Raw genomic sequence first — 18,753 nt, forward strand, 5'->3', positions numbered from 1 at the left:
GTTTTATTTCTTCAAAAAATTCCGTTCCTAATAGTTTATTACCTGCTCTTCCATAAGCATGGGCATTTCGCGGAACTGGTACTGCTGGTTACGTAATTGCGGTTCAAAACCTGCTTCACGAATCGCTTCCTGTATCCCTTTGCTAGTAAATCTATGAGGAGCACCAGCGGCACTAACAACATTCTCTTCGATCATAATACTACCAAAGTCATTAGCACCGGCGTTCAAACAGATCTGAGCTACCTGTTTTCCTACAGTTAACCAGCTTGCCTGGATGTTTTTGACATTAGGAAGCATGATTCTACTTATCGCTATCATTCTAATGTACTCATCTGCTGTGGTTAAATTTTGAACCCCTCTTATACGAGCCAATAAAGTATCAACATCCTGGAACGTCCACGGAATAAAAGCAATAAAACCTTTTGCATTTTCTGGTTTTCTAGCCTGTACCTCGCGCAGCTTCACTAGGTGTTCCATTCTTTCTTCAACAGTCTCAACGTGACCGAACATCATTGTAGCGCTGGTGGTGATATTTAGTTGATGTGCTTCAGCCATTATATCAAGCCATTCCTGAGACCCACATTTTCCTTTGCTGATTAATCGTCGAACCCTGTCGACCAGTATCTCTGCCCCCGGGCCCGGCAAACTGTCCATTCCTGCTTCCTTTAAGGCCATCAACACTTCGCGGTGGGTACTTTTTTCCAGCTTGGTAATATGAGCAACTTCAGGGGGACCTAACGCATGAAGTTTAAGCGTGGGGAACATCTCTTTTAGCTTACGAAACAAGTCAACATAATATTGTAAACCCAGTCCCGGATGGTGCCCACCTTGTAACAATAGTTGTTCTCCACCATACCTAAAGGTCTCTTCTATCTTTCGACGGTAGGTTTCGATGTCTGTTATGTATGCTTGTTCGTGACCAGGAATGCGATAGAAATTACAGAATTTGCAGTTCGCTATACACACATTAGTAGTGTTCATATTGCGGTCAATGATCCAGGTAACCTTACCGTGCGGAACTTGTTTTTTTCGGAGCTGATTTCCAATATTCATTAAGTCAGCTGTGGGTGCATCTTCAAAAAGAAATACTCCTTCTTCAACACTTAGAAATTCAAAATTTAAAGCCTTTTGGTAAAGATCCGCTAATAGCATACCTACATTTTAAAGAAGCACAAAAATACGACACGGCTCTCGACTGCCGTAACTTGTTTTGTCTCAGTTTCTTAAATTACAGCTAATTAAATTAGATGCGTGATAGAGTAAACAAGGATAAGTTTTGTAATTTGGATTTGCCTGACCAGAAATTAAACGACAAAGTGAGTGACACAACGATTGCTAAATAGAAAAATAACCGACTGCTCTCTAAAATTCTTATTGGTCTTATCCTTTACTGTTGCGATTGTTTTTCGTGGATTTGCGCAAGATGCAAGTGCTCCTAAAGCCACACTGATAACAAAATTTCCTTTTACCACTCTTTCCGGGGGGATCATCATTGTAAAAGCCCTTTTGGATGAACATCCTGATACACTGAATTTTATCCTGGATACAGGCAGCGGAGGCATTTCCTTAGATTCTGCGATAGTTGAATATTTACACCTGGTTAAAACTCCCTCCGAAAGAATTCTCCGTGGCATAGCTATGATCAGGAAAATTATCTATGTCCCGAACCGAACCTTACACCTGCCGAAGCTAGATATTGAACACCTCGATTTTCATATCAATGATTACACTTTGCTCACCAGTGTCTACGGGGTAAGGATCGATGGAATAATAGGTTACAGCTTTTTTAGCAGGTTTATTGTAAAAGTGGATTATGACACCAATATGCTCGAAATCTACAGTCCCGGAAAGATAAAATATCCTAGGGGCGGCATTATTTTAAAGCCAACGATCAACGGCATTCCTGTTTTTGATGCTACAATCACCGATGGCGTAACCAAAGCAAGCCGCTTCTATTTTGACTCAGGTGCGGGTCTTTGCCTGCTCATGTCCGACAATTTTGCTAATGACAGCAGTATTTTAGTCAAAGGAAAAAAAGTCTTGTTCACACAAGCGGAAGGCATTGGAGGTAAAAAGCCAATGAAACTGACTACCGTGAAAGAGATAAAAATCGGCCCATACAGATTTAAAAAAGTACCAGCGCATATTTTTGTCGACGACTACAACGTCACTTCATACCCCACTTTGGGTGGCCTCATTGGCAACGATCTGCTTCGCCGTTTCAACCTTATCGTAAATTATGCTGACCATGAAATTCATCTAAAACCCAACACTCATTTCCGCGAAACCTTTGATTATTCTTATACCGGTTTAGGGATGTATGATGTAAACGGGCAAATAATAATCGAAGACGTGATGGAGGGTTCGCCTGCTGCTAAAGCGGGTTTAAAGCCGGGAGATATCTTAGCCGGAATTAATACAGTACTTGCCGGCAATATCCAGAGCTATAAAAACATGCTGCAGGACGTGGGAACAAAACTGAAGATGCTCATTGTGAGAGACGGCGAGTTGTTTATTATCAATCTCAAGGTTCGAAGCTTTTTAGATAAAGATGTCCAATAACGCCAATACAACCCTTGCCTCAAAAAGCTGCAAGTAATTTTTTTTGTAGCAAACAATTGGATCCAAATTCAACATCGTTGTGTCACCCACTTGTACTTTTTTTCTTTATGCTACTTTTAGAAATACACCTCAAAAACATTAAAAACGTATAGTTATGCCGGCAACCCCAATACCGTTTTCAGTAACCGATTGGACACGTGTTCCAGTTGTTGAAGAAAAAGGAATTACCGGGATAGCCAGCATTAAAACTTTGAATTTGGGAGATGTGATACTTAGGCAAATCGAATATTCATCAAACTTTGAATCCGATCATTTTTGCCAAAAAGGACACATTGTTTACTGTATTTCCGGTGCGATTGAAATAGAGCTTTCTAACGATAGTATCCATACAATAACTGCCGGAAACACTTTCCAGGTTGCGAACGAAGAAAGCAGTCACAAGCTTTACAGTAAAGCAGGAGCAAAGATTTTTATAGCAGATGGGGCTTTTTTAAAATGATGGTGGCCTATAATCGAAGCAAGGTTAATAGAAATGTAATAGTATTGTAAACAATATTAGTTGTCATCAATACGATGGGTGACAGTTAAAAAGCATGCCGTCAATTTCAATAATCAAACAACTACTCCTTACATTATCATGAACAGACGTGATCTCATAAAATCATTAAGTGCTACAGCCACCCTCCCTTTTTTGCCTGTTGTTAGTTCTGCCCAGGCAGCCCAAAAGACTTCAGGTAAGTTTACCTATTGTATTAACATGGCCACTATCAGGGGTCACAAGCTGGGGTTTGTAAAGGAGTTGGAAGTAATATCGAAAGCGGGCTTCAGAGCAGCCGAAATCTGGATTGAGTCTCTGCAAACTTATTTAAAAGAAGGTGGTACACTTAAAGATGCAAAAAAGCGACTGGATGATTTAGGAATAAAAGTTGAAAACACAATCGGTTTTGCTCCCTGGATAATAGATGACGAGGCGAAGCGCAAAGAAGGCCTCGAGCAGATGAAACGTGAGATGGATATACTTGCGCAAATCGGTTGTAAGAGAACTGCTGCCCCACCTGTCGGAGCCACCAACAATCCCGTGCTTGATCTTAAAATGGTAGCAGAGCGTTTTAGAACAGTACTTGAACTTGGTGATACAACAGGCGTAATACCTCAATTGGAAATGTGGGGATTTTCTAAAAATCTAAGCAGGGTCAGCGAGGTGACCTATGTTGCTCTTGAGTCCGGTCATCCCTCTGCCCGTGTGCTGCTTGATATTTTTCATCTTTATAAAGGTGGCTCTAGCCTTGATACGTTAGGCTTGATAAACCCGGCCTCAGTAGAAATTCTTCACATGAATGACTATACCGCCAACCTGCCTCCCGCCACTATTACTGACGCAGACAGGATCTATCCTGGGGATGGCGTTGCTCCCATTCAAAGAATACTGCAAACCCTCGGAAAAAGAGATAAACCGCTCGTTCTGTCCGTAGAGGTTTTCAACAAAAACTACTATGCACAGGATCCACTGCTAGTAGCAAAAACTGCCCTGGCAAGATTGAAAACTGTAACTGCTGGTATTTAATACCAGCGGTTTCATTGTTTTCGCAATGCTTTTATCAAACGGTTATAATGTGAAGTCAGCGGTCTCTTAATTTTCTAGTAATTAGAATAATCAGGCGTCTCTATTTCATATACTTGTTCCATAAAATCTGAATGCAGTACAAAGTTTGCCGTTGTCCTGTTTGAGGCCAGCAGAATATTCCATGCTACAGCAAGTCGTTGTAACGCTTTTACGTCGCTGTCATGCGCCTGCGCCTCTAACGGATCCCAAAAGAAGACGAGAAATTGAAGCTTGCCCTCAGCTATCAACGAACCTATTTGTTGATCTCCGCCCAGTGGTCCGCTTAGCAATTTTTCTACCGGCAAGCCTAGTTTTTCTTCTATCAATTTGCCGGTACTCCCTGTTGCAATCAGTTGGTGGTTTTTGAGGATCTCCTTATTTTCCAAAGCCCATTCGACAAGCTCATCTTTCTTCTTATCATGTGCTACAAGGGCTACCTGTTTTTGTACAGGTAAACTTCGTGTTTCAGACATCTTTTGCAGGTATTAGTGATTTTTGTAATTACAAAACCACTGCCATATTACACAATAACTTTTTTAGTACTAAATCTGAAATTGAGCAAAATATGGTACAATTAACCATTTCTTAGCGATGTTTCGTAGACGACAATTGGAAGGGCTGGAAGTGTTGCTCTTATTTACAAAATCAATAATTTTAGGAGATGCTGCCAAAACTACCTTACCGTTTCAGGGTTTTAGCTTTACTCTGTTCATTAACCACACTTACTTATCTTGACCGTATTTGCATCTCGATTGTTGGGGTAAGAATAAAAACGGAGTTTGCTTTAAACAACTCCCAGTTCGGATGGGTATTGGCATCTTTCTCATTAGCGTATGCGCTCTTCGAAATTCCGTCTGGAGTGTTAGGAGATCGGATAGGACCTAAAGCGCTTTTTATCCGCATTGTACTGTTGTGGTCCTTTTTTACAGCTTTAACAGGTTTTGCCACCGGCCTGATGTCTTTGATATTTATTCGCTTTCTTTTTGGTGTGGGCGAGTCGGGCACTTATCCCAATTGTATGATTGTTATTTCAAGGTGGTTTCCTGTTCAAGAGATTGGGCGCTCGCTCACATGGGTAGGCATTGGATCTCAAATTGGCTCTGCCATAGCGCCTTTGATTATTATTCCCATTGCTGTCGCTTATGGTTGGCGTGCCTCTTTTTATGTCAATGCTTTAATTGGCGTAGTCTGGGTGTTGGTCTGTTATCTCTGGTTTAAGAATTTTCCTTCTGAGATGAAAAAAATCTCTCCTAAAGAGGTTGAGTATATAGAAAACAATCGCCGGTTTAGCGCCAGTCACCAACACCTCTCCTGGAAAACCATTCTAAGAAACTGGAACCTTTGGGCCCTGATGCTGATGTATTTTTGTTGCCAGTGGGCTAATTACTTTTTCGTTGCCTGGATGCCTGTCTACCTGGTTGAGGGAAGGCATTTTACTGAAAATGTCATGAAAGAAATTGTGTTCACTTTGTTTGTGGTTGGTATTGTAGGTTTTTTGTTTGGAGGTTTTTGCGGAGACTTTTTAGTTAAGCGAAAAGGTCTTCGATTTGGGAGACGGTTTGTAGGAATGAGCGGCCTTGGCATTTGTGGTGTGCTTATTTTTTTAGCTGCCATTTTACCTCAGAACAATTCGGTGGCTTTTTGTCTTATTGCCGCAAACGGTTTCTTTTCATTTGGTGTGATGGTCTCGTATGCAGTGTGTACAGACATAGGCAGAAACAATGCAGGAACCGTTACCGGCGCCATGAATTTCTTTGGACAGATGGGTGCTTTCTTCCTTGCAATTATTTTCGGGAAAATGGTCGACGTGTTTCACAACTTCGACTACCCACTTTTTGTCGTCGCTTTGGTTATGTTAACAGGAGCGTTATTGTGGTTAGGCATTGATCCATTGAAACAAGTAAGCCTGCCTGAAAACATTGAAGAGGGATCAATAAAACCGGTTATTGTTTAGCAGTTGCTTATTTGTTAGAGCTTCAAATCCAGCTGCTTTCTCAAATCTTTTTGGAGTAAATTATACTTCGAATTTTACTGTCAAACCAAATCTTCTTACAATCAAAATAATACATCATGCTTGCTTTCTTCCTGTTATTTCAATTAAACCTTTTCGGCAGCAATGCACCTCTGCCTCCAAAGTTTGAAGCCCAAACAATTGATAATAATATTTCCATAGGTTACGGTCTTGCTTTGGGTGATGTTGATGGTGATTCAAAACCAGATATTCTGCTTGCTGATAAGAAACAGTTCGTGTGGTATCGCAATGGTGACTGGAAGCGTTTTGTGATGATAGAAAACCTGACAGAGCAAGACAATGTATGCATTGCTGCGCGAGACCTGGATGGAGATGGCAAGGTAGAAGTAGCCGTGGGAGCACAATGGAATCCAGCCGAAACTTCAGATACAGCTAAGTCTGGTTCTGTGCATTATCTCGTTCGTCCTAAAGATCCGACCCAACGATGGGAGGCGATCGAGCTACATCATGAACCAACTATTCATCGTATGCGCTGGATGAAAGCTGCAGATGGCAACTTTTACCTGGTAGTAGTTCCATTGCATGGACGTGGCAACAAAAATGGTGAGGGAGAAGGGGTTAAGATTATGGGTTATAAATTTCCGGCTAACCCACGCTCGGCATGGCAAACGGTAACTATAGACAATGCCATGCACATGACACACAACATTGCGATAGCAGATGAAGGGTCTGCAAAAGAGAATAAAATTTATATTGCCGGAAAGGAAGGAGTGAGACTTGTTCAAAATTTTCCAGGTAAAACCGGCGCACCAAACGCTGAGAAAATTGCAGGTGTAGAGCTGGGAACGGGGGAAATTAGAGTTGGCAACTTCGGCAAAGAAAAGTTCCTGGCGACAATAGAACCAATGCACGGAGTAGCAGTTGCTGTCTACATGGGAGAGCAAAATCCGACACGAAAAGTACTGGACGATCAGTTGAAGGAAGGCCACGCATTAGCTGCCGCCGATTTGCTTGGTCTTGGAACCGACCAGGTAATTGCAGGATGGAGAAGTCCGAACGCCGAGAATAAAGTGGGGATCAAAATGTATGTATCAAAAGACAAAAGTGGCAATCAATGGGATTCTTATTGGATAGATGACAACGGCATGGCCACAGAAGATTTGCAGGTAATTGATTTAAACGGAGACGGTAAAAAAGATATTATCGCTTCAGGACGTGCTACCAAGAATCTTAAGATTTATTGGAATAGGAATTAAGCCTATAAAACGTCAATCGAATAAGTAAGATAAGGAGTCAAGCTTCTAACTTAAATGAAGCTTTCGATATTAATCGGGCAAAAATGAAAAATCCGGATATTGTTGGAACTAAAGCTTAGTTAAGGAACTGTTGAAAATAGCAATGCTGCAAAAGTGAGTGACACAACGAAGCTGATGAAAATTCAAATGTTGGCCAGCAAAATTTACCACCTATAAAATCAAAAACCCCCTGCTTTTTACAGAGGGTTTCTAATTATAGATTGTTGGCACCCGGCTATAGCTTTTGATCAAACTTTATATCCGATACGGATATTGTAACGTCTGTGTTTTTTGCTTTGCTATTTACAAAAACAAAGTATAAATCATGCATACCTGTTACTTCACCGATGCCGGCTTTTGCTCTTGCTCCGCGACCGCCTCGCCTTGCACCTCCAGGTTGTGGTGGTGTAATTTCAGGGGTGGTGCCTATTAATTTACCTGTTGGAGAATCCAAATGAATTTCAATAGTTCCTCCTAAAGCAGGACCCATAGCTCCGAATGCTCCGGCAGCGAACTCTATCGAGTCTATGCCAGTTAAATCAACTTTGTTTATTCCAATGTAAGACATTGGCCCTTTGGCTAACGCCCTTGCCCTGCCTGGTGCAAATTCTATATTTTCATCCCTGTCTACATTAGACACCTGAACAATCGGGTTACGCAAAACAACTACCTCTTCGGCAGTTTGGGCAGCAGCGGTTTTAGTTCCTTTGTCTCTGTAAGCTGCTCTAAAAATGAGGTTTCCTTTAGGACTTGTTTTGGTAGTTGAATCCAACGAATAACTGCCCTTTACAGGTCTTGATTTTATTGTCTGTTTCTCGCTCAGGCTTAAAATGTACTTGACAATAGTGGCCGCATCATTTGTTGAAAATGAAGGATGAGCAGGCATGGCGGCATCACCCCAAACACCACTACCACCGGAGATGATCTTTTTAGCCAACCTGTCCTCTGCTCCATTATCACCTTTGTACTTAAGTGCAACGGCTGTAAATGCAGGGCCTAAAGATTTTTTATCGATGTTGTGGCAAGCCTTACAATCACTTTTACTGATTAAGTTTTGAGCGGTTGCAAATCGTACAGAAGCATCTACACTCCTTTGGTTAGACGCAATCACAACTTGATCATATCCCTCAGAAAGGTAATCGATTGTCACTGCTACCTGGGCAGGCGTAATTTTGCCGCTTGCAAGGCTGCCGTCTTCTTTGTCATTTACATTTACGTTATAGTCGATCTTTTTTCCCGGGAAGTAGAAGCTTTTATTACTACCCTTAAAATCAATGTTCACTACCGGAGGTTCGTTACCCGCAGTTAGTTGTACTGCCTTGCTGTTTTTTGCACCTTTGGCATCGGTCACTGTTAACAACGCTGTATAGACTCCAGGTGTAGTAATCGTTACAACCGGGTTAGCCTGGTTGAAAATCTTAGGGGTACCATTTTTAGAAGTCACCTTCCACTGGTAAGTAAGTGCATCGCGGTCGAAATCTTCTGTACCTGCAGCTGACAGTTGAACTTTAAACGGAACTGCGCCGCCTTTTTTATCAGAAGATGCCTGTACCACAGGTCGACGGTTGCCCCCGTTATATTCGATTTTTACAAGTTGGGCTTCAGGGTTATCGGCAAAGTACCCGTTTCCATATTCAAGCACATACAAGTCTCCGTCAGGACCAAAATCCATATCAATAGGACCTCTGAACATTTCCTTTGGAAGAAAATGTTCCATCGATTTATACTTTCCGTCCTCACCTAATGTCACCGCCATAATCCAGCCTCTTGCCCAATCAGTAACAAACCATTTTCCTTCATAATATGCAGGGAAAGGACGCTTAGGATTTTTAAAATCAGACCTGTGATAGATGGGCCCGCCCGTGGCACTACGGCTTCCGCTACCCAACTCAGGAAATTCATCCGATACAATATAAGGATACCAGATCATAGCAGGTTGAGCCGGTGGTAAATCATTTAATCCGGTGTTGTTGGGTGAATTATTGATAGGATGCGCAGGGTTAAATTGCTCTCCTGACTTTCCTGTAGCAAAGTCATAATCCCAGTAAGCTTTATTATCAGCAACCATATAAGGCCAGCCATAATTTCCCGCTTGCTTGGCCATATTAAATTCGTCGTATGCCTTTGGGCCACGACCGACAGTATCATTGAATCCATCAGGGCCCACCTCACCCCAATACAACCAGCCGGTTCTGCTATCAATTGCTAAACGCCATGGGTTCCTGTTGCCCATAATGTAGATTTCAGGGCGGGTTTTAGCAGTTCCTTTTGGAAAAAGATTGCCTTCAGGGATAGTGTATGTGCCATCTGGCTCGGGATGAATACGAAGAATCTTTCCCCTGAGATCATTGGTGTTGCCTGAAGATTTTTGCGCATCCCTTGGGTACTGCCCGGGACGTTCATCTATCGGAGTAAAGCCGCTGGAGGATCTTGAAAAAGTATTGTCACCTGTAGTCAGATACAGATTGTTTTGTTTGTCGAACAACATACCGCCTCCAACGTGGCAACATTCCTCGCGTTGAACGGCTACTTTCAATAGTATCTTTTTTGAGCTTTCGATTAATTTGTCTCCTAACCATTCAAACCTCGCCACTACGTTGACGGCTTCGTTTCCAACCTGGGAATAGTATAAATAAATCCAGTGGTTTTGGTCATAATTAGGATCGAGGATAACACCTTGGAGACCATCTTCCGCTTCGGTTATCTCGCCGGTAAAGCTCTTGTATTTTGTACTTACCGGAATTTCGGCAATCACAGTTACTTTGCCCGTTGTAGGATTATATAATTTCAATTTTCCTTTTCGTTCGGCAAAAAGAACCCGTCCATCTTTTAAAAGTTCAAACTGCATTGGCTCCTCTAGTTTCTGCGCCAACACTACCCGCGTAAAACGATTTTGCTCAGTGTCAGCACCAGGAGGAACATTACTTGTGGAATTCGGACCAGTCTGCTTAAACGCTGCCGAAAATATTCCAACGGCAGCAAGAATGAGAACAACATAGAAATACTTCGCTGATATAATCTTATTCATAATTGGTTTGATGCATTTATCGGGAATTTGTAGAATAATGAAATTGGGAAATCTCGTTTTACCTGTGAAATGGGGTTAAATATACTAGCATATCAACAAAGTGTAGTTTCGATAATTCTCGATTTTGCAATAAAAAGTTTAAAACTAAGCGAGGCAAAAAATACCTGCACTTTTATAACCAAACCTGATACTCTTTTACTTCTTTAAAGGCTTTTGATTTGCCTTTTCTCCCGATTATTTTTTTCGCAACTGTTTATTTCCGGCTCTAATCATTTTTTAATTAATTTTTCCGGGCAAACCAACCGAATCATTTAGGGACACGTATTAGTAATTAAGAAACCAGAAAACCTGCAAAAGCAATTGGAAGATTTACATTCCATAATGGAAGGATGCCTGATTAACGACCACAAGTGTCAGAAGAAGCTTTATGAGCGATACTATGGCTATGCACTAAAAGTTGTGTTTAGATATATTTATCGGTATGAAAAAGCAACTGATGTGGTAAATGATGCTTTTGTAAAAATCTTCAGATCATTTAAAAAATTTGAATGTCCGGAAAGGGAAAATCTTGAGAAAATTTGGATGGGCTGGATGAAACGCATCATGATTAATACAGCGATAGACGAGTTGAGAAGAAGTAACATGCTGCCCGAGATTGGGGGCTTACCAGACCATATATGGGAGGTACAAGATAAAAGCCAGGCGGCGGATGCAAAAATCCTATACAAGGAGTTAATCGCCAAGGTCAAGAACTTGCCACCGTCTTACCGGGCTGCATTCAACATGTATATTATTGATGGCTACTCGCACCAGGAGATTTCTGAAAAGTTGGGCATTTCTGTTGGAACGTCTAAGTCAAATCTTGCAAAAGCAAGAATGCAATTAAAAAATTTTTTAGATAAAGATTTACAAGAAGCAGATATATGCAGCCTTTAGATGACGATATGGAAGACTTGTTCAAGCGGGCTGCCGAAGAGTATCCTTTGGATACAAGTGGAGCCGATTGGAATAAGGTGAAGCAAGAGCTGCATCATGAAAAAGGAGTTGTTGCCGAAGAGGTGTCAAGAAAAAGAGATTACAGGTTTTTATGGTTGCTTTTTCTTTTACCAATAGGTTTTATTTGTGGCAGGTATATCGGTAACGATAAAATGGCGGCTAGTGTAGAAACAAATAGAACTGTTGATATACAATCTGATCCGGCAAACAATACACCTTCACTTGGTTCAAACCCTAAAATAGGGAACGTCGAATCAAGGAAAAAAGAAAGTGAAACAGAAGCGATAGCAGGAAATGGAAAAGGGGAAGTAACGAAATCAGCGGGAAGCAGTAACGAGGTTAATTTAATAAGCGGCAGCAAAGCAATTAAGGGTGTTAAGATGAGCAAAGCAAGCTTAGCGGGAGAAGGAGCTTTGGCTGTTAATACTGCCCTTATTACAAAAAGGAAAAAGTTAGCCGGCAAATCTCTTTCCTCACAAACTTCAGCTCCTAAGTCAATTAATGCAACCGGCGAAGAAAGCCCTACTACCACTACTGCCGACCTTGATAAGGCAACTGCCTCATCAACACAATCCCAGGTAATCACGGATTCATCCAAAAAAGAAAATACCCCTGAAAACGTTGTTACTAAAAACGGAGAAGGTTTGTCTACACCTCCTGCAAGTAAGGAAACTAAAAATATAAAGAAGCCTCCTTTTAAAAAGACGCTCTCTTTTTCAATTGTTGCCGGACCTGATGTAAGTACAGTAAAGCTTCAAAAGACAAGCAAGGTTGGCTATAGCTTAGGGGTTATGCTCAGGTATCAATTTGCCAGGAGAATTTCTGTAGAAGGCGGCGCATTGTGGGATAGAAAAAATTATTATACCGATGGTAAGTACTTGGACACAGCCTTTTTAAAACTCCCCATGCACAGTGAAGTTAAGAACGCAACCGGCTATTGTGATATGATAGAAATTCCGATTAACATGAGATATGATTTCGCTGGAACTCAAAAGCACTCCTGGTTTGTATCAGGCGGAATATCATCTTATATAATGTCGCGCGAGGACTATAACGTATCGTATAACCGCTACAATGTATCCTATCGAAAAGACTATGAATACATGCAATCAACCAGAGACTGGTTCTCGATAATGAACTTAAGTGTGGGTTATCAGAAGTCGTTGGGCAAGTATACCAATATTAGCGTTGCACCTTATGTAAAGCTGCCGCTTAAACAAGTTGGTATAGGAAAATTACCTGTATCCAGTACGGGTATATTCTTAAGTCTGAGCAGGTCTTTCAAGTAGCCATTAATTATTGTAAAAAATCAAACATGAAAAAAAAGAGTGTTTTTTTTTCAGGGATGGTATTGCTTGTTGCCATCATTGCTGCTACAGCTTTTTATATGTATCAAAAGCCTCGCACAAGCCTGGCAGATGTAAAAGCGGATTATAGTGTAAGTGCTAAGGACCTGTACGCAGCTTTTCAGCAGGATGAAAAGAAAGCAAGCCAGCAGTTCGTTGAAAAGGTGGTTGAGGTAACTGGGACTGTCGACAATGTGCAAGTGTCGGACAGCACCATAAGCGTTTTGTTAGTAGGGGATGAGATGGGAGGTGTTAATTGTAGCGTAAGAAAAAATCAGGATGGTGCAGAAACTACACCTGCAAAAGGTGCCACTGTAAAGGTGAAAGGAAGATGTGTAGGCTTTTTAATGGACGTAAATATTGTTGACGCTGTTATTGAGAAATAAAACTCTACTATAAAATTTAAAGAATGAAGAAGATTTGTGTTTGTTTATGTGTGATAAGCTTGTTTGTTGCGAGTTGTTCTAAAACAAATGAAGAAGTTGAAAGCAAGAGCAGTACTCCCCCTACCGGAGGCACGACCAATCCTTGCGATACTGTTAATATGAAGTACGCTGCTAACGTGCAACCTATCCTCCAGGCAAACTGCTACAGCTGTCACGGCAATGGTAATGTTGAAGGAGGTGTCAGCCTCGATACTTACAACAAAGTGCAACAACGGGCTTCAACGGGATTGCTATTGAACGTTATTACACATGCAAGCGGGTACCCTGCTATGCCATATCAAAAGCCTAAACTTTCAGATTGCGATATCAACAAAATAAGAGACTGGATTAACAGGGGCTCTCAAAATAATTAATGCTTCAAAACACTTCAATTGCTACACATGAAAACACTCGTATTTGCGTGCTTACTATCACTACTTACCGGTAGTCTGCAGGCTCAAACTTTTATCACCCGCAATGGCTATGCAGGCTTTTTTTCAAAAACACCTTTGGAAGATATAAAGGCAGAAAACCGCCAGTTGTATGCAGTCATTGACGCTACTAAAAAGAACCTTGCTTTTACCTGCCTCGTCAAAGGTTTTCTATTTCCCAAACAGTTGATGCAAGAGCACTTCAACGAGAACTATATAGAAAGCGACAAATTTCCGAAAGCAACTTTTGTAGGTAATTATACCGGTGACGTCAATGCCGCTAACGCGGGCAAGTACCCTGTGCAGATAAAAGGACAATTAACCCTGCATGGAGTAACGCAAACCATTGATGTGCCTGGAACGATAGAGGTTAGAGACAACAAATTAATTGGTGCCTCAGAGTTTAAATTAACACCCGGTGATTTCAATATTAAGATCCCTGCTTTGGTGAGCGAAAAAATAGCCAAACAAATCGATGTTCGTGTTTTAGTAGAATGTAATCCAAAATAAATATCATGCGTAGAAATTTGCTGACCGCTACACTTTGCTTTTTCCTTTTTACTGTCTCATCTTCTGCCCAGGACAGTGCTCTTCTCAACATGTTGAATGACTCTTTAAGTAAAGATGCTAAACCGGAAGTTGTTTCCGGCACGTTTAAGGCCACTCAACTTATCAATACACCAACCGCTGAAGCTCCTGCAAAAAAGACGCTGCAATTTTTAATCATGCACCGGTTTGGAGAATTGAGCGATGGCGCATACGAGCTGTTTGGATTAGACAATGCCGAAATTCGTTTTGGACTCGATTATGGCATTGCTGATTTTCTCTCAGTCGGGGTAGGGCGAAGCTCGCTGGATAAGACTTGCGATGCAAACTTTAAACTAAAACTACTAAGGCAGACTGCCGGAAAGATTCCCGTATCAGTTAGTTTGTACGAGCTGATGTCATATACGTCTTTTCCAAAAAAGGCAGATAAACCTTTCTTAACCTCACGCTTTCGCACGGCCTATACGTCGCAATTATTGATTGCAAGTAAGTTGAGCAGAAAACTTTCATTACAGCTTTCGCCAACTCTTATCCATTTCAATATGGTATCAACGCCAAAAGACAAAAATGATGTGTTCGCGTTAGGTTTAGGAGGTCGCATGAAGATCACCAATCGAATGAGTATTGATGCGGAGTACAACGTACTTCCCGGCAACCAGGTGGTATCTTCTAAAGTGTATAATTCTCTTTCACTAGGGTTAGATATCGAAACGGGCGGCCACGTTTTCCAGTTGGTATTTACTAACTCGCGCGGCATGATCGGCCCTTACTACCTCGCTAAAACAAGCGGCCAATGGAGTGATGGTGATATATATTTTGGTTTCAACATTTCACGTGCTTTTAATTTCAAACGGAAAGAATAATAACGGTTCATCTGGTAGCTGTGAAGTGTATCGGGCCTGTTCTCAGGTCCGGTATTTTTTTATGGAGCCAGCTTTATAACTCGTACAAACATTCTTGCGTCGCACACTTCGACTGTTGTTGATAGCGGAGCACACTTGCGAGACAAACGGCACTTACACCTTTGCAGGTTTTCTTACCGGCCCTCGCTTTTTAACGAGGTTCCAAACAGTTTCTTTTACAGGTGCATTTATAAATGCCGTTCTAAACTCAGAAGAGCTTTCAAACTTTAGCTGCTGTATCTCTCTTGATTCGAAGGCGACAGAAAACGAGTTCGCCTCAAAAGGCCACGGCTCCACTGTTAATACTCCCGGCTCTATTTCGAATAACTGGTACACCGTTCCATCTGGACCTGTACTTATTTCAATGCCTCTTTTTTCAGGTTGCACTTGTTGCCTGCATAGTAGAAGTGAGAATGCATCACACCACTCGAGCAGGTAATAAATTCTTTCAGCCTCCTTTTTATCAATACCCAATTCTTCCCGCCACTTTTCCTGCAACGCTCTTTGATGTTCGAGGAATTGTTTCGCTTGGGGGTTCTCTTTTTCTTCATCGCGGTGCAAAAAATCCATGTGCATGGAAGTAAGCAGGGCTATGTAACGACTTTTTGTAATGGTAAGCATGGCAAGCTGCTCGCAGTGTTCCAGGTCAAAAAGCTTCATTGAAAAGTTTAGTGGTCCACCAGTTTCTGTAATTAAATCTTCACCACCTAACTCCACTTCTGCGTCATCATGTTCAGCTATGGCAAGCAACGTTTCAAGCCATCTTGAAGGACGTTCCTTCGCCTTCCAATGCATAGCTACCTGTGCTGCTACTATTCCATGCGCACGTTGTGTGACTACTTCCCATCCCGTTTCTTTATAGTTGACAATCATGGTTGACCTGTTGAATACTTCTCTAAAAAAAGCTATTGCACGTATTGCTTTTAATATTATGCCATCTGCCATTTATTGCTGTAAAAGATCCAAACTGGAAAGGATTTGCGGGAAGGCTAAGACGTAAGTTGTAACTAATGATGAACGAAATGCGACGCAACGATGATGCTATGAAAAACAAAAGCCGGTACCAAAAAAATTAATCATGGACGGAGCAAGATTACCTCGCCGGGAGTTGTTTTTAAAACTAACAAGGATTTACCAATTGCTCGTTTTCCTGCTGCAGTTACTACATCGCCATCAGTGCCCCACGGATTTATGATACGTAATTCATTGCCTTTTTCGCTGATGATTTTTACGCCTGTAACTTTTTCGTCCTGCTGGCTTGCGCTTACCAGAAAAGCTCCTGCCGCCCGGAGGTTATTGAATGTCGCATCTTTTTCCTTTGGCCAATTTGGAAAAAGCCTTATTAATCCATCGTAACCTTGCATGAGACATTCGTTGATTACTGCCGGCAGCGCAAAGTTTTCGAACCAAATGCCTGCATCAGCCATAAAAGTAAAGTTCGACTGGTCGGTGTACCTGCCCCTTGTTTGCGAAACAAGATTGGCCGCCGTGCCGTTGGGAAGTAAGCAATAATTTACCTGTCGCTTAAACTGATCGAGATCGAGCAAGCCCAATCTTGCTGCCTGCATGTTAAGGAAGACCAAATCGTTGCCGCCTTCATTTTGATGATTTCGGTAGGTATTTCTGAATTGTTGTAAAAGGTTTTTTTCACTTCCCAGCCCGCCGTCTTCCCCGGGAAAAACAGGGGAAAGCGACAAGGGAATATTGTACACAACATCATGATGTTCTTTTGGCGCAGACACGAATACTTCTCCAAATTCATCTGAAGTAGCGGTGGGATAATCGGGGTAATTGTTGAGAATATCAGTAATGTCAGACAGCAAAGGAGCCTCCTGTTCAGCAGTTTTTAATACGGCCGTCGCTTGTTGAAACGCGTTAAAAATAAACCTGGTAAGGGCTAGGTCAAGTGAGCAATCATAGTTGTAATTGAAGCCCGGCGTAAGGCCATGCAGCTCGGGAGGCACCGTTGGAAAAATATGGTATTTGTCATCTTTCCACCGGTTGCCGCTATATGCGTCAGGTCTTTTCATGTACGCCACCAAAAATTGTGTTGCTGCTTTTATAGGTTCATACGCCCGCGCTCTTAAAAAGGTCGTATCTCCTGAGTAAGTGTAGTGCCACCAAAGCCCTTGCACCGCCCATGGGGTCTCGCTTATTTCCCATCCCCAATCAGGTATTGGAAAGGGATTCATAGACATTTGAACAGGATAAGCCGTGTGGGGAAAAGCAGCTCCGGGCAAATGATAGTACTCGTTTGCCCATCGCCGGCTCAAGGGCATAAGAAACTCCACCAGGTTTACATAGGGAAGGTTTTTCTCGAGGTGGTTACTTGAAAAGGTCAGCCAAAAAGGTTGTTGTATGTTATAGTTGAAATGATAATCGCCGTGCCATCGGCTACCTATAGTATTGTAGCTCCAGTTGGCAAAGAGGCCGGGAGATTGAACGCCATCTTTAACCGCACAATTGAAAAAGTAGAGGTTTCGGTACCACACTTCCTCAAGAAAATTATCGCCCAATTCGACAGATGACTTACTCCAATACCTTGACCATTCCCTTACGTTTTGCCGTAGTGTTGCGGTGAATAAATTGTGAGAAGGCTCAGTCTTGTCCGCAAGTTTTTGCGGTACGTTAGTGTCTCTACCTTCAGATAAAGACACCATTGCAGAGAAAGTTCCAGTTGCGGAAACAGCGCTTTCGAGATCAGGCATCTCATCCAAACCACCGTTCACATTGATTTGTTTTATCTTCTTTAGCCGGGAGTTAACTCTAACGGCTAAAGAAAATGCCTTGTCTTCAGCGCTGGCCGCCACCTCTCTATTTTTACCAACTGCATCTGGTAAAATTTGTCGAAACCCAAGCGTGCCGTCAGCAAGAGAATTAAGTGTTTCGTAATGAGGAAATTCGGCGGGCGTAGATGGATCAGGAAGGACTTTTATTCTTGTGAAAATGTTTGCTTCAGGTTTTCCGCCGGCATCTACCAGTTGCATTAGCAGCCTGTCTTTATTCATGTCTGTCATCAACTTAAGAAAAACTTTCTTTTTACCTGCTAACAGTCTTACCGTACAAACTCCATTTGAAATATCAAGTTCATGTCCCATGAGCTCTACTTTTCTCCTGTCAAATCCAAGCACGACCGAGCCGCAAGGGAATGGACGGGGATAGGGTTTATTATAATTGTCAGACGCTGTCTTGTGGTATTCTTTGTACCATTTGTTTTGGGTAAGCTTAGCAATGGAAGTAGGTACTTTTTTCAGTTTGTCAAAAACGTAATTAAAATCCTTCAATTCTTCCCTGTGGTTCTCCGCAACCCGCACGTCCCACACATTGTTGTGACCAAAATAAAGCACAATGGCATCGGGCCTTGTGGTCACTACAACTCCCAGCCCTCCGTTACCCAAAAGCGCTCCGGAAAAAAAATCAGGGGCGGGTTTATTACAAACAATAGAATGTCTTCTTGCCAGTTCTTTTGCTTCCGGCTTTCCTATCACAATTTCTTTGTAACCTATAAACGGCAGAGGTAATAGTAGTGCAGCAATAAGGCACGAGGTTCGTTTTGTATTTTTTGGGAAGAAAGTTATTGCCATAAACCTCGTCGAGAATAGCCAATTCCTGCTTTATGATCTGGTTGATCTGAATATTGCAGAAAG

The 18,753-nt window shown here is 41.9% G+C and carries 16 protein-coding genes; 11 read left to right on the plus strand and 5 right to left on the minus strand.

Annotation, left to right across the window (positions count from 1 at the left end; genetic code table 11):
* Positions 1 to 27 precede the first annotated feature (27 nt).
* Positions 28 to 1,152: a cyclic dehypoxanthinyl futalosine synthase gene (gene mqnC, locus SAE01_RS10800; protein ID WP_147203772.1), complete on the minus strand. Its 1,125-nt coding sequence runs from the start codon at positions 1,150 to 1,152 to the stop codon at positions 28 to 30.
* Between the two features lie 168 nt (positions 1,153 to 1,320).
* Between mqnC and SAE01_RS10805 the strand changes: the two genes are divergently transcribed.
* The 3 genes from SAE01_RS10805 (at position 1,321) to SAE01_RS10815 (ending at position 4,126) form a co-directional block, all read left to right on the plus strand.
* Positions 1,321 to 2,562: an aspartyl protease family protein gene (locus SAE01_RS10805; protein WP_246113209.1), complete on the plus strand. Its 1,242-nt coding sequence runs from the start codon at positions 1,321 to 1,323 to the stop codon at positions 2,560 to 2,562.
* Between the two features lie 154 nt (positions 2,563 to 2,716).
* The gene (locus SAE01_RS10810) at positions 2,717 to 3,061 is read left to right on the plus strand and encodes a DHCW motif cupin fold protein (RefSeq protein WP_147203773.1); all 345 of its coding nucleotides are present in this window, start codon (positions 2,717 to 2,719) and stop codon (positions 3,059 to 3,061) included.
* Positions 3,062 to 3,121: 60 nt separating this feature from the next.
* Entirely contained in the window at positions 3,122 to 4,126 is a 1,005-nt protein-coding gene (locus SAE01_RS10815; protein ID WP_246113210.1) for a sugar phosphate isomerase/epimerase family protein, read from the plus strand.
* 74 nt (positions 4,127 to 4,200) lie between these two features.
* On the opposite strand, the gene SAE01_RS10820 is transcribed toward SAE01_RS10815, so the two are convergent.
* Positions 4,201 to 4,638, minus strand: a complete 438-nt coding sequence (locus tag SAE01_RS10820; RefSeq protein ID WP_147203774.1) for a methylglyoxal synthase — start codon at positions 4,636 to 4,638, stop codon at positions 4,201 to 4,203.
* 188 nt (positions 4,639 to 4,826) lie between these two features.
* Here SAE01_RS10820 and SAE01_RS10825 point away from each other — a divergent pair, with 188 nt between their 5' ends.
* Together SAE01_RS10825 and SAE01_RS10830 are read left to right on the plus strand one after the other, a co-directional pair.
* The gene (locus SAE01_RS10825; RefSeq protein WP_147203775.1) at positions 4,827 to 6,119 is read left to right on the plus strand and encodes an MFS transporter; all 1,293 of its coding nucleotides are present in this window, start codon (positions 4,827 to 4,829) and stop codon (positions 6,117 to 6,119) included.
* 116 nt (positions 6,120 to 6,235) lie between these two features.
* Positions 6,236 to 7,393, plus strand: coding sequence for an FG-GAP repeat domain-containing protein (locus SAE01_RS10830; protein ID WP_147203776.1), 1,158 nt, complete (start codon positions 6,236 to 6,238; stop codon positions 7,391 to 7,393).
* Between the two features lie 274 nt (positions 7,394 to 7,667).
* Here SAE01_RS10830 and SAE01_RS10835 read toward each other — a convergent pair whose 3' ends face one another.
* Positions 7,668 to 10,460 (minus strand): PQQ-dependent sugar dehydrogenase, encoded by a 2,793-nt coding sequence (locus SAE01_RS10835; protein WP_147203777.1) that lies wholly within the window; start codon positions 10,458 to 10,460, stop codon positions 7,668 to 7,670.
* A 360-nt stretch (positions 10,461 to 10,820) separates the two neighbouring features.
* On the opposite strand from SAE01_RS10835, the gene SAE01_RS10840 reads away from it, so the two are divergent.
* The 6 genes from SAE01_RS10840 to SAE01_RS10865 are packed head-to-tail and all read left to right on the plus strand — an operon-like array spanning position 10,821 to position 15,067.
* Positions 10,821 to 11,396, plus strand: a complete 576-nt coding sequence (locus SAE01_RS10840; RefSeq protein ID WP_147203778.1) for an RNA polymerase sigma factor — start codon at positions 10,821 to 10,823, stop codon at positions 11,394 to 11,396.
* Positions 11,384 to 12,745: a porin family protein gene (locus SAE01_RS10845; protein ID WP_147203779.1), complete on the plus strand. Its 1,362-nt coding sequence runs from the start codon at positions 11,384 to 11,386 to the stop codon at positions 12,743 to 12,745. The genes SAE01_RS10840 and SAE01_RS10845 overlap by 13 nt, the downstream gene beginning before the upstream one ends.
* 26 nt (positions 12,746 to 12,771) lie before the next feature.
* Positions 12,772 to 13,188: an OB-fold protein gene (locus SAE01_RS10850; RefSeq protein ID WP_147203780.1), complete on the plus strand. Its 417-nt coding sequence runs from the start codon at positions 12,772 to 12,774 to the stop codon at positions 13,186 to 13,188.
* 23 nt (positions 13,189 to 13,211) lie between these two features.
* Positions 13,212 to 13,601: a c-type cytochrome gene (locus SAE01_RS10855; protein WP_147203781.1), complete on the plus strand. Its 390-nt coding sequence runs from the start codon at positions 13,212 to 13,214 to the stop codon at positions 13,599 to 13,601.
* Positions 13,602 to 13,628: 27 nt separating this feature from the next.
* Positions 13,629 to 14,168, plus strand: coding sequence for a YceI family protein (locus tag SAE01_RS10860; protein ID WP_147203782.1), 540 nt, complete (start codon positions 13,629 to 13,631; stop codon positions 14,166 to 14,168).
* Positions 14,169 to 14,173: 5 nt separating this feature from the next.
* Positions 14,174 to 15,067, plus strand: coding sequence for a DUF5777 family beta-barrel protein (locus tag SAE01_RS10865; RefSeq protein WP_147203783.1), 894 nt, complete (start codon positions 14,174 to 14,176; stop codon positions 15,065 to 15,067).
* A gap of 153 nt (positions 15,068 to 15,220) precedes the next feature.
* Here the strand turns inward: SAE01_RS10865 and SAE01_RS10870 are convergent, their stop codons facing one another.
* On the minus strand, positions 15,221 to 16,051 hold the full coding sequence (locus tag SAE01_RS10870) for a DUF3891 family protein (protein ID WP_147203784.1): 831 nt from the start codon (positions 16,049 to 16,051) through the stop codon (positions 15,221 to 15,223).
* A 131-nt stretch (positions 16,052 to 16,182) separates the two neighbouring features.
* Positions 16,183 to 18,690 carry a glycosyl hydrolase family 95 catalytic domain-containing protein gene (locus SAE01_RS10875; RefSeq protein ID WP_147203785.1) on the minus strand — a complete coding sequence of 836 codons (2,508 nt, stop codon included), beginning with the start codon at positions 18,688 to 18,690 and terminating at the stop codon, positions 16,183 to 16,185.
* Between the last annotated feature and the right edge of the window lie 63 nt (positions 18,691 to 18,753).

The sequence above is a fragment of the Segetibacter aerophilus genome, from assembly GCF_007991655.1.
GTDB classification, from domain to species: Bacteria; Bacteroidota; Bacteroidia; order Chitinophagales; family Chitinophagaceae; genus Segetibacter; species Segetibacter aerophilus.

Excerpts from the sequence above, each read along its gene's own strand:
- mqnC (WP_147203772.1), bottom strand. The coding sequence starts at position 1,152 with ATGCTATTAGCGGATCTTTACCAAAAGGCTTTAAATTTTGAATTTCTA.
- SAE01_RS10810 (WP_147203773.1), top strand. The coding sequence starts at position 2,717 with ATGCCGGCAACCCCAATACCGTTTTCAGTAACCGATTGGACACGTGTT.
- SAE01_RS10820 (WP_147203774.1), bottom strand. The coding sequence starts at position 4,638 with ATGTCTGAAACACGAAGTTTACCTGTACAAAAACAGGTAGCCCTTGTA.
- SAE01_RS10825 (WP_147203775.1), top strand. The coding sequence starts at position 4,827 with ATGCTGCCAAAACTACCTTACCGTTTCAGGGTTTTAGCTTTACTCTGT.
- SAE01_RS10830 (WP_147203776.1), top strand. The coding sequence starts at position 6,236 with ATGCTTGCTTTCTTCCTGTTATTTCAATTAAACCTTTTCGGCAGCAAT.
- SAE01_RS10835 (WP_147203777.1), bottom strand. The coding sequence starts at position 10,460 with ATGAATAAGATTATATCAGCGAAGTATTTCTATGTTGTTCTCATTCTT.
- SAE01_RS10845 (WP_147203779.1), top strand. The coding sequence starts at position 11,384 with ATGCAGCCTTTAGATGACGATATGGAAGACTTGTTCAAGCGGGCTGCC.
- SAE01_RS10850 (WP_147203780.1), top strand. The coding sequence starts at position 12,772 with ATGAAAAAAAAGAGTGTTTTTTTTTCAGGGATGGTATTGCTTGTTGCC.
- SAE01_RS10855 (WP_147203781.1), top strand. The coding sequence starts at position 13,212 with ATGAAGAAGATTTGTGTTTGTTTATGTGTGATAAGCTTGTTTGTTGCG.
- SAE01_RS10860 (WP_147203782.1), top strand. The coding sequence starts at position 13,629 with ATGAAAACACTCGTATTTGCGTGCTTACTATCACTACTTACCGGTAGT.
- SAE01_RS10865 (WP_147203783.1), top strand. The coding sequence starts at position 14,174 with ATGCGTAGAAATTTGCTGACCGCTACACTTTGCTTTTTCCTTTTTACT.
- SAE01_RS10870 (WP_147203784.1), bottom strand. The coding sequence starts at position 16,051 with ATGGCAGATGGCATAATATTAAAAGCAATACGTGCAATAGCTTTTTTT.
- SAE01_RS10875 (WP_147203785.1), bottom strand. The coding sequence starts at position 18,690 with ATGGCAATAACTTTCTTCCCAAAAAATACAAAACGAACCTCGTGCCTT.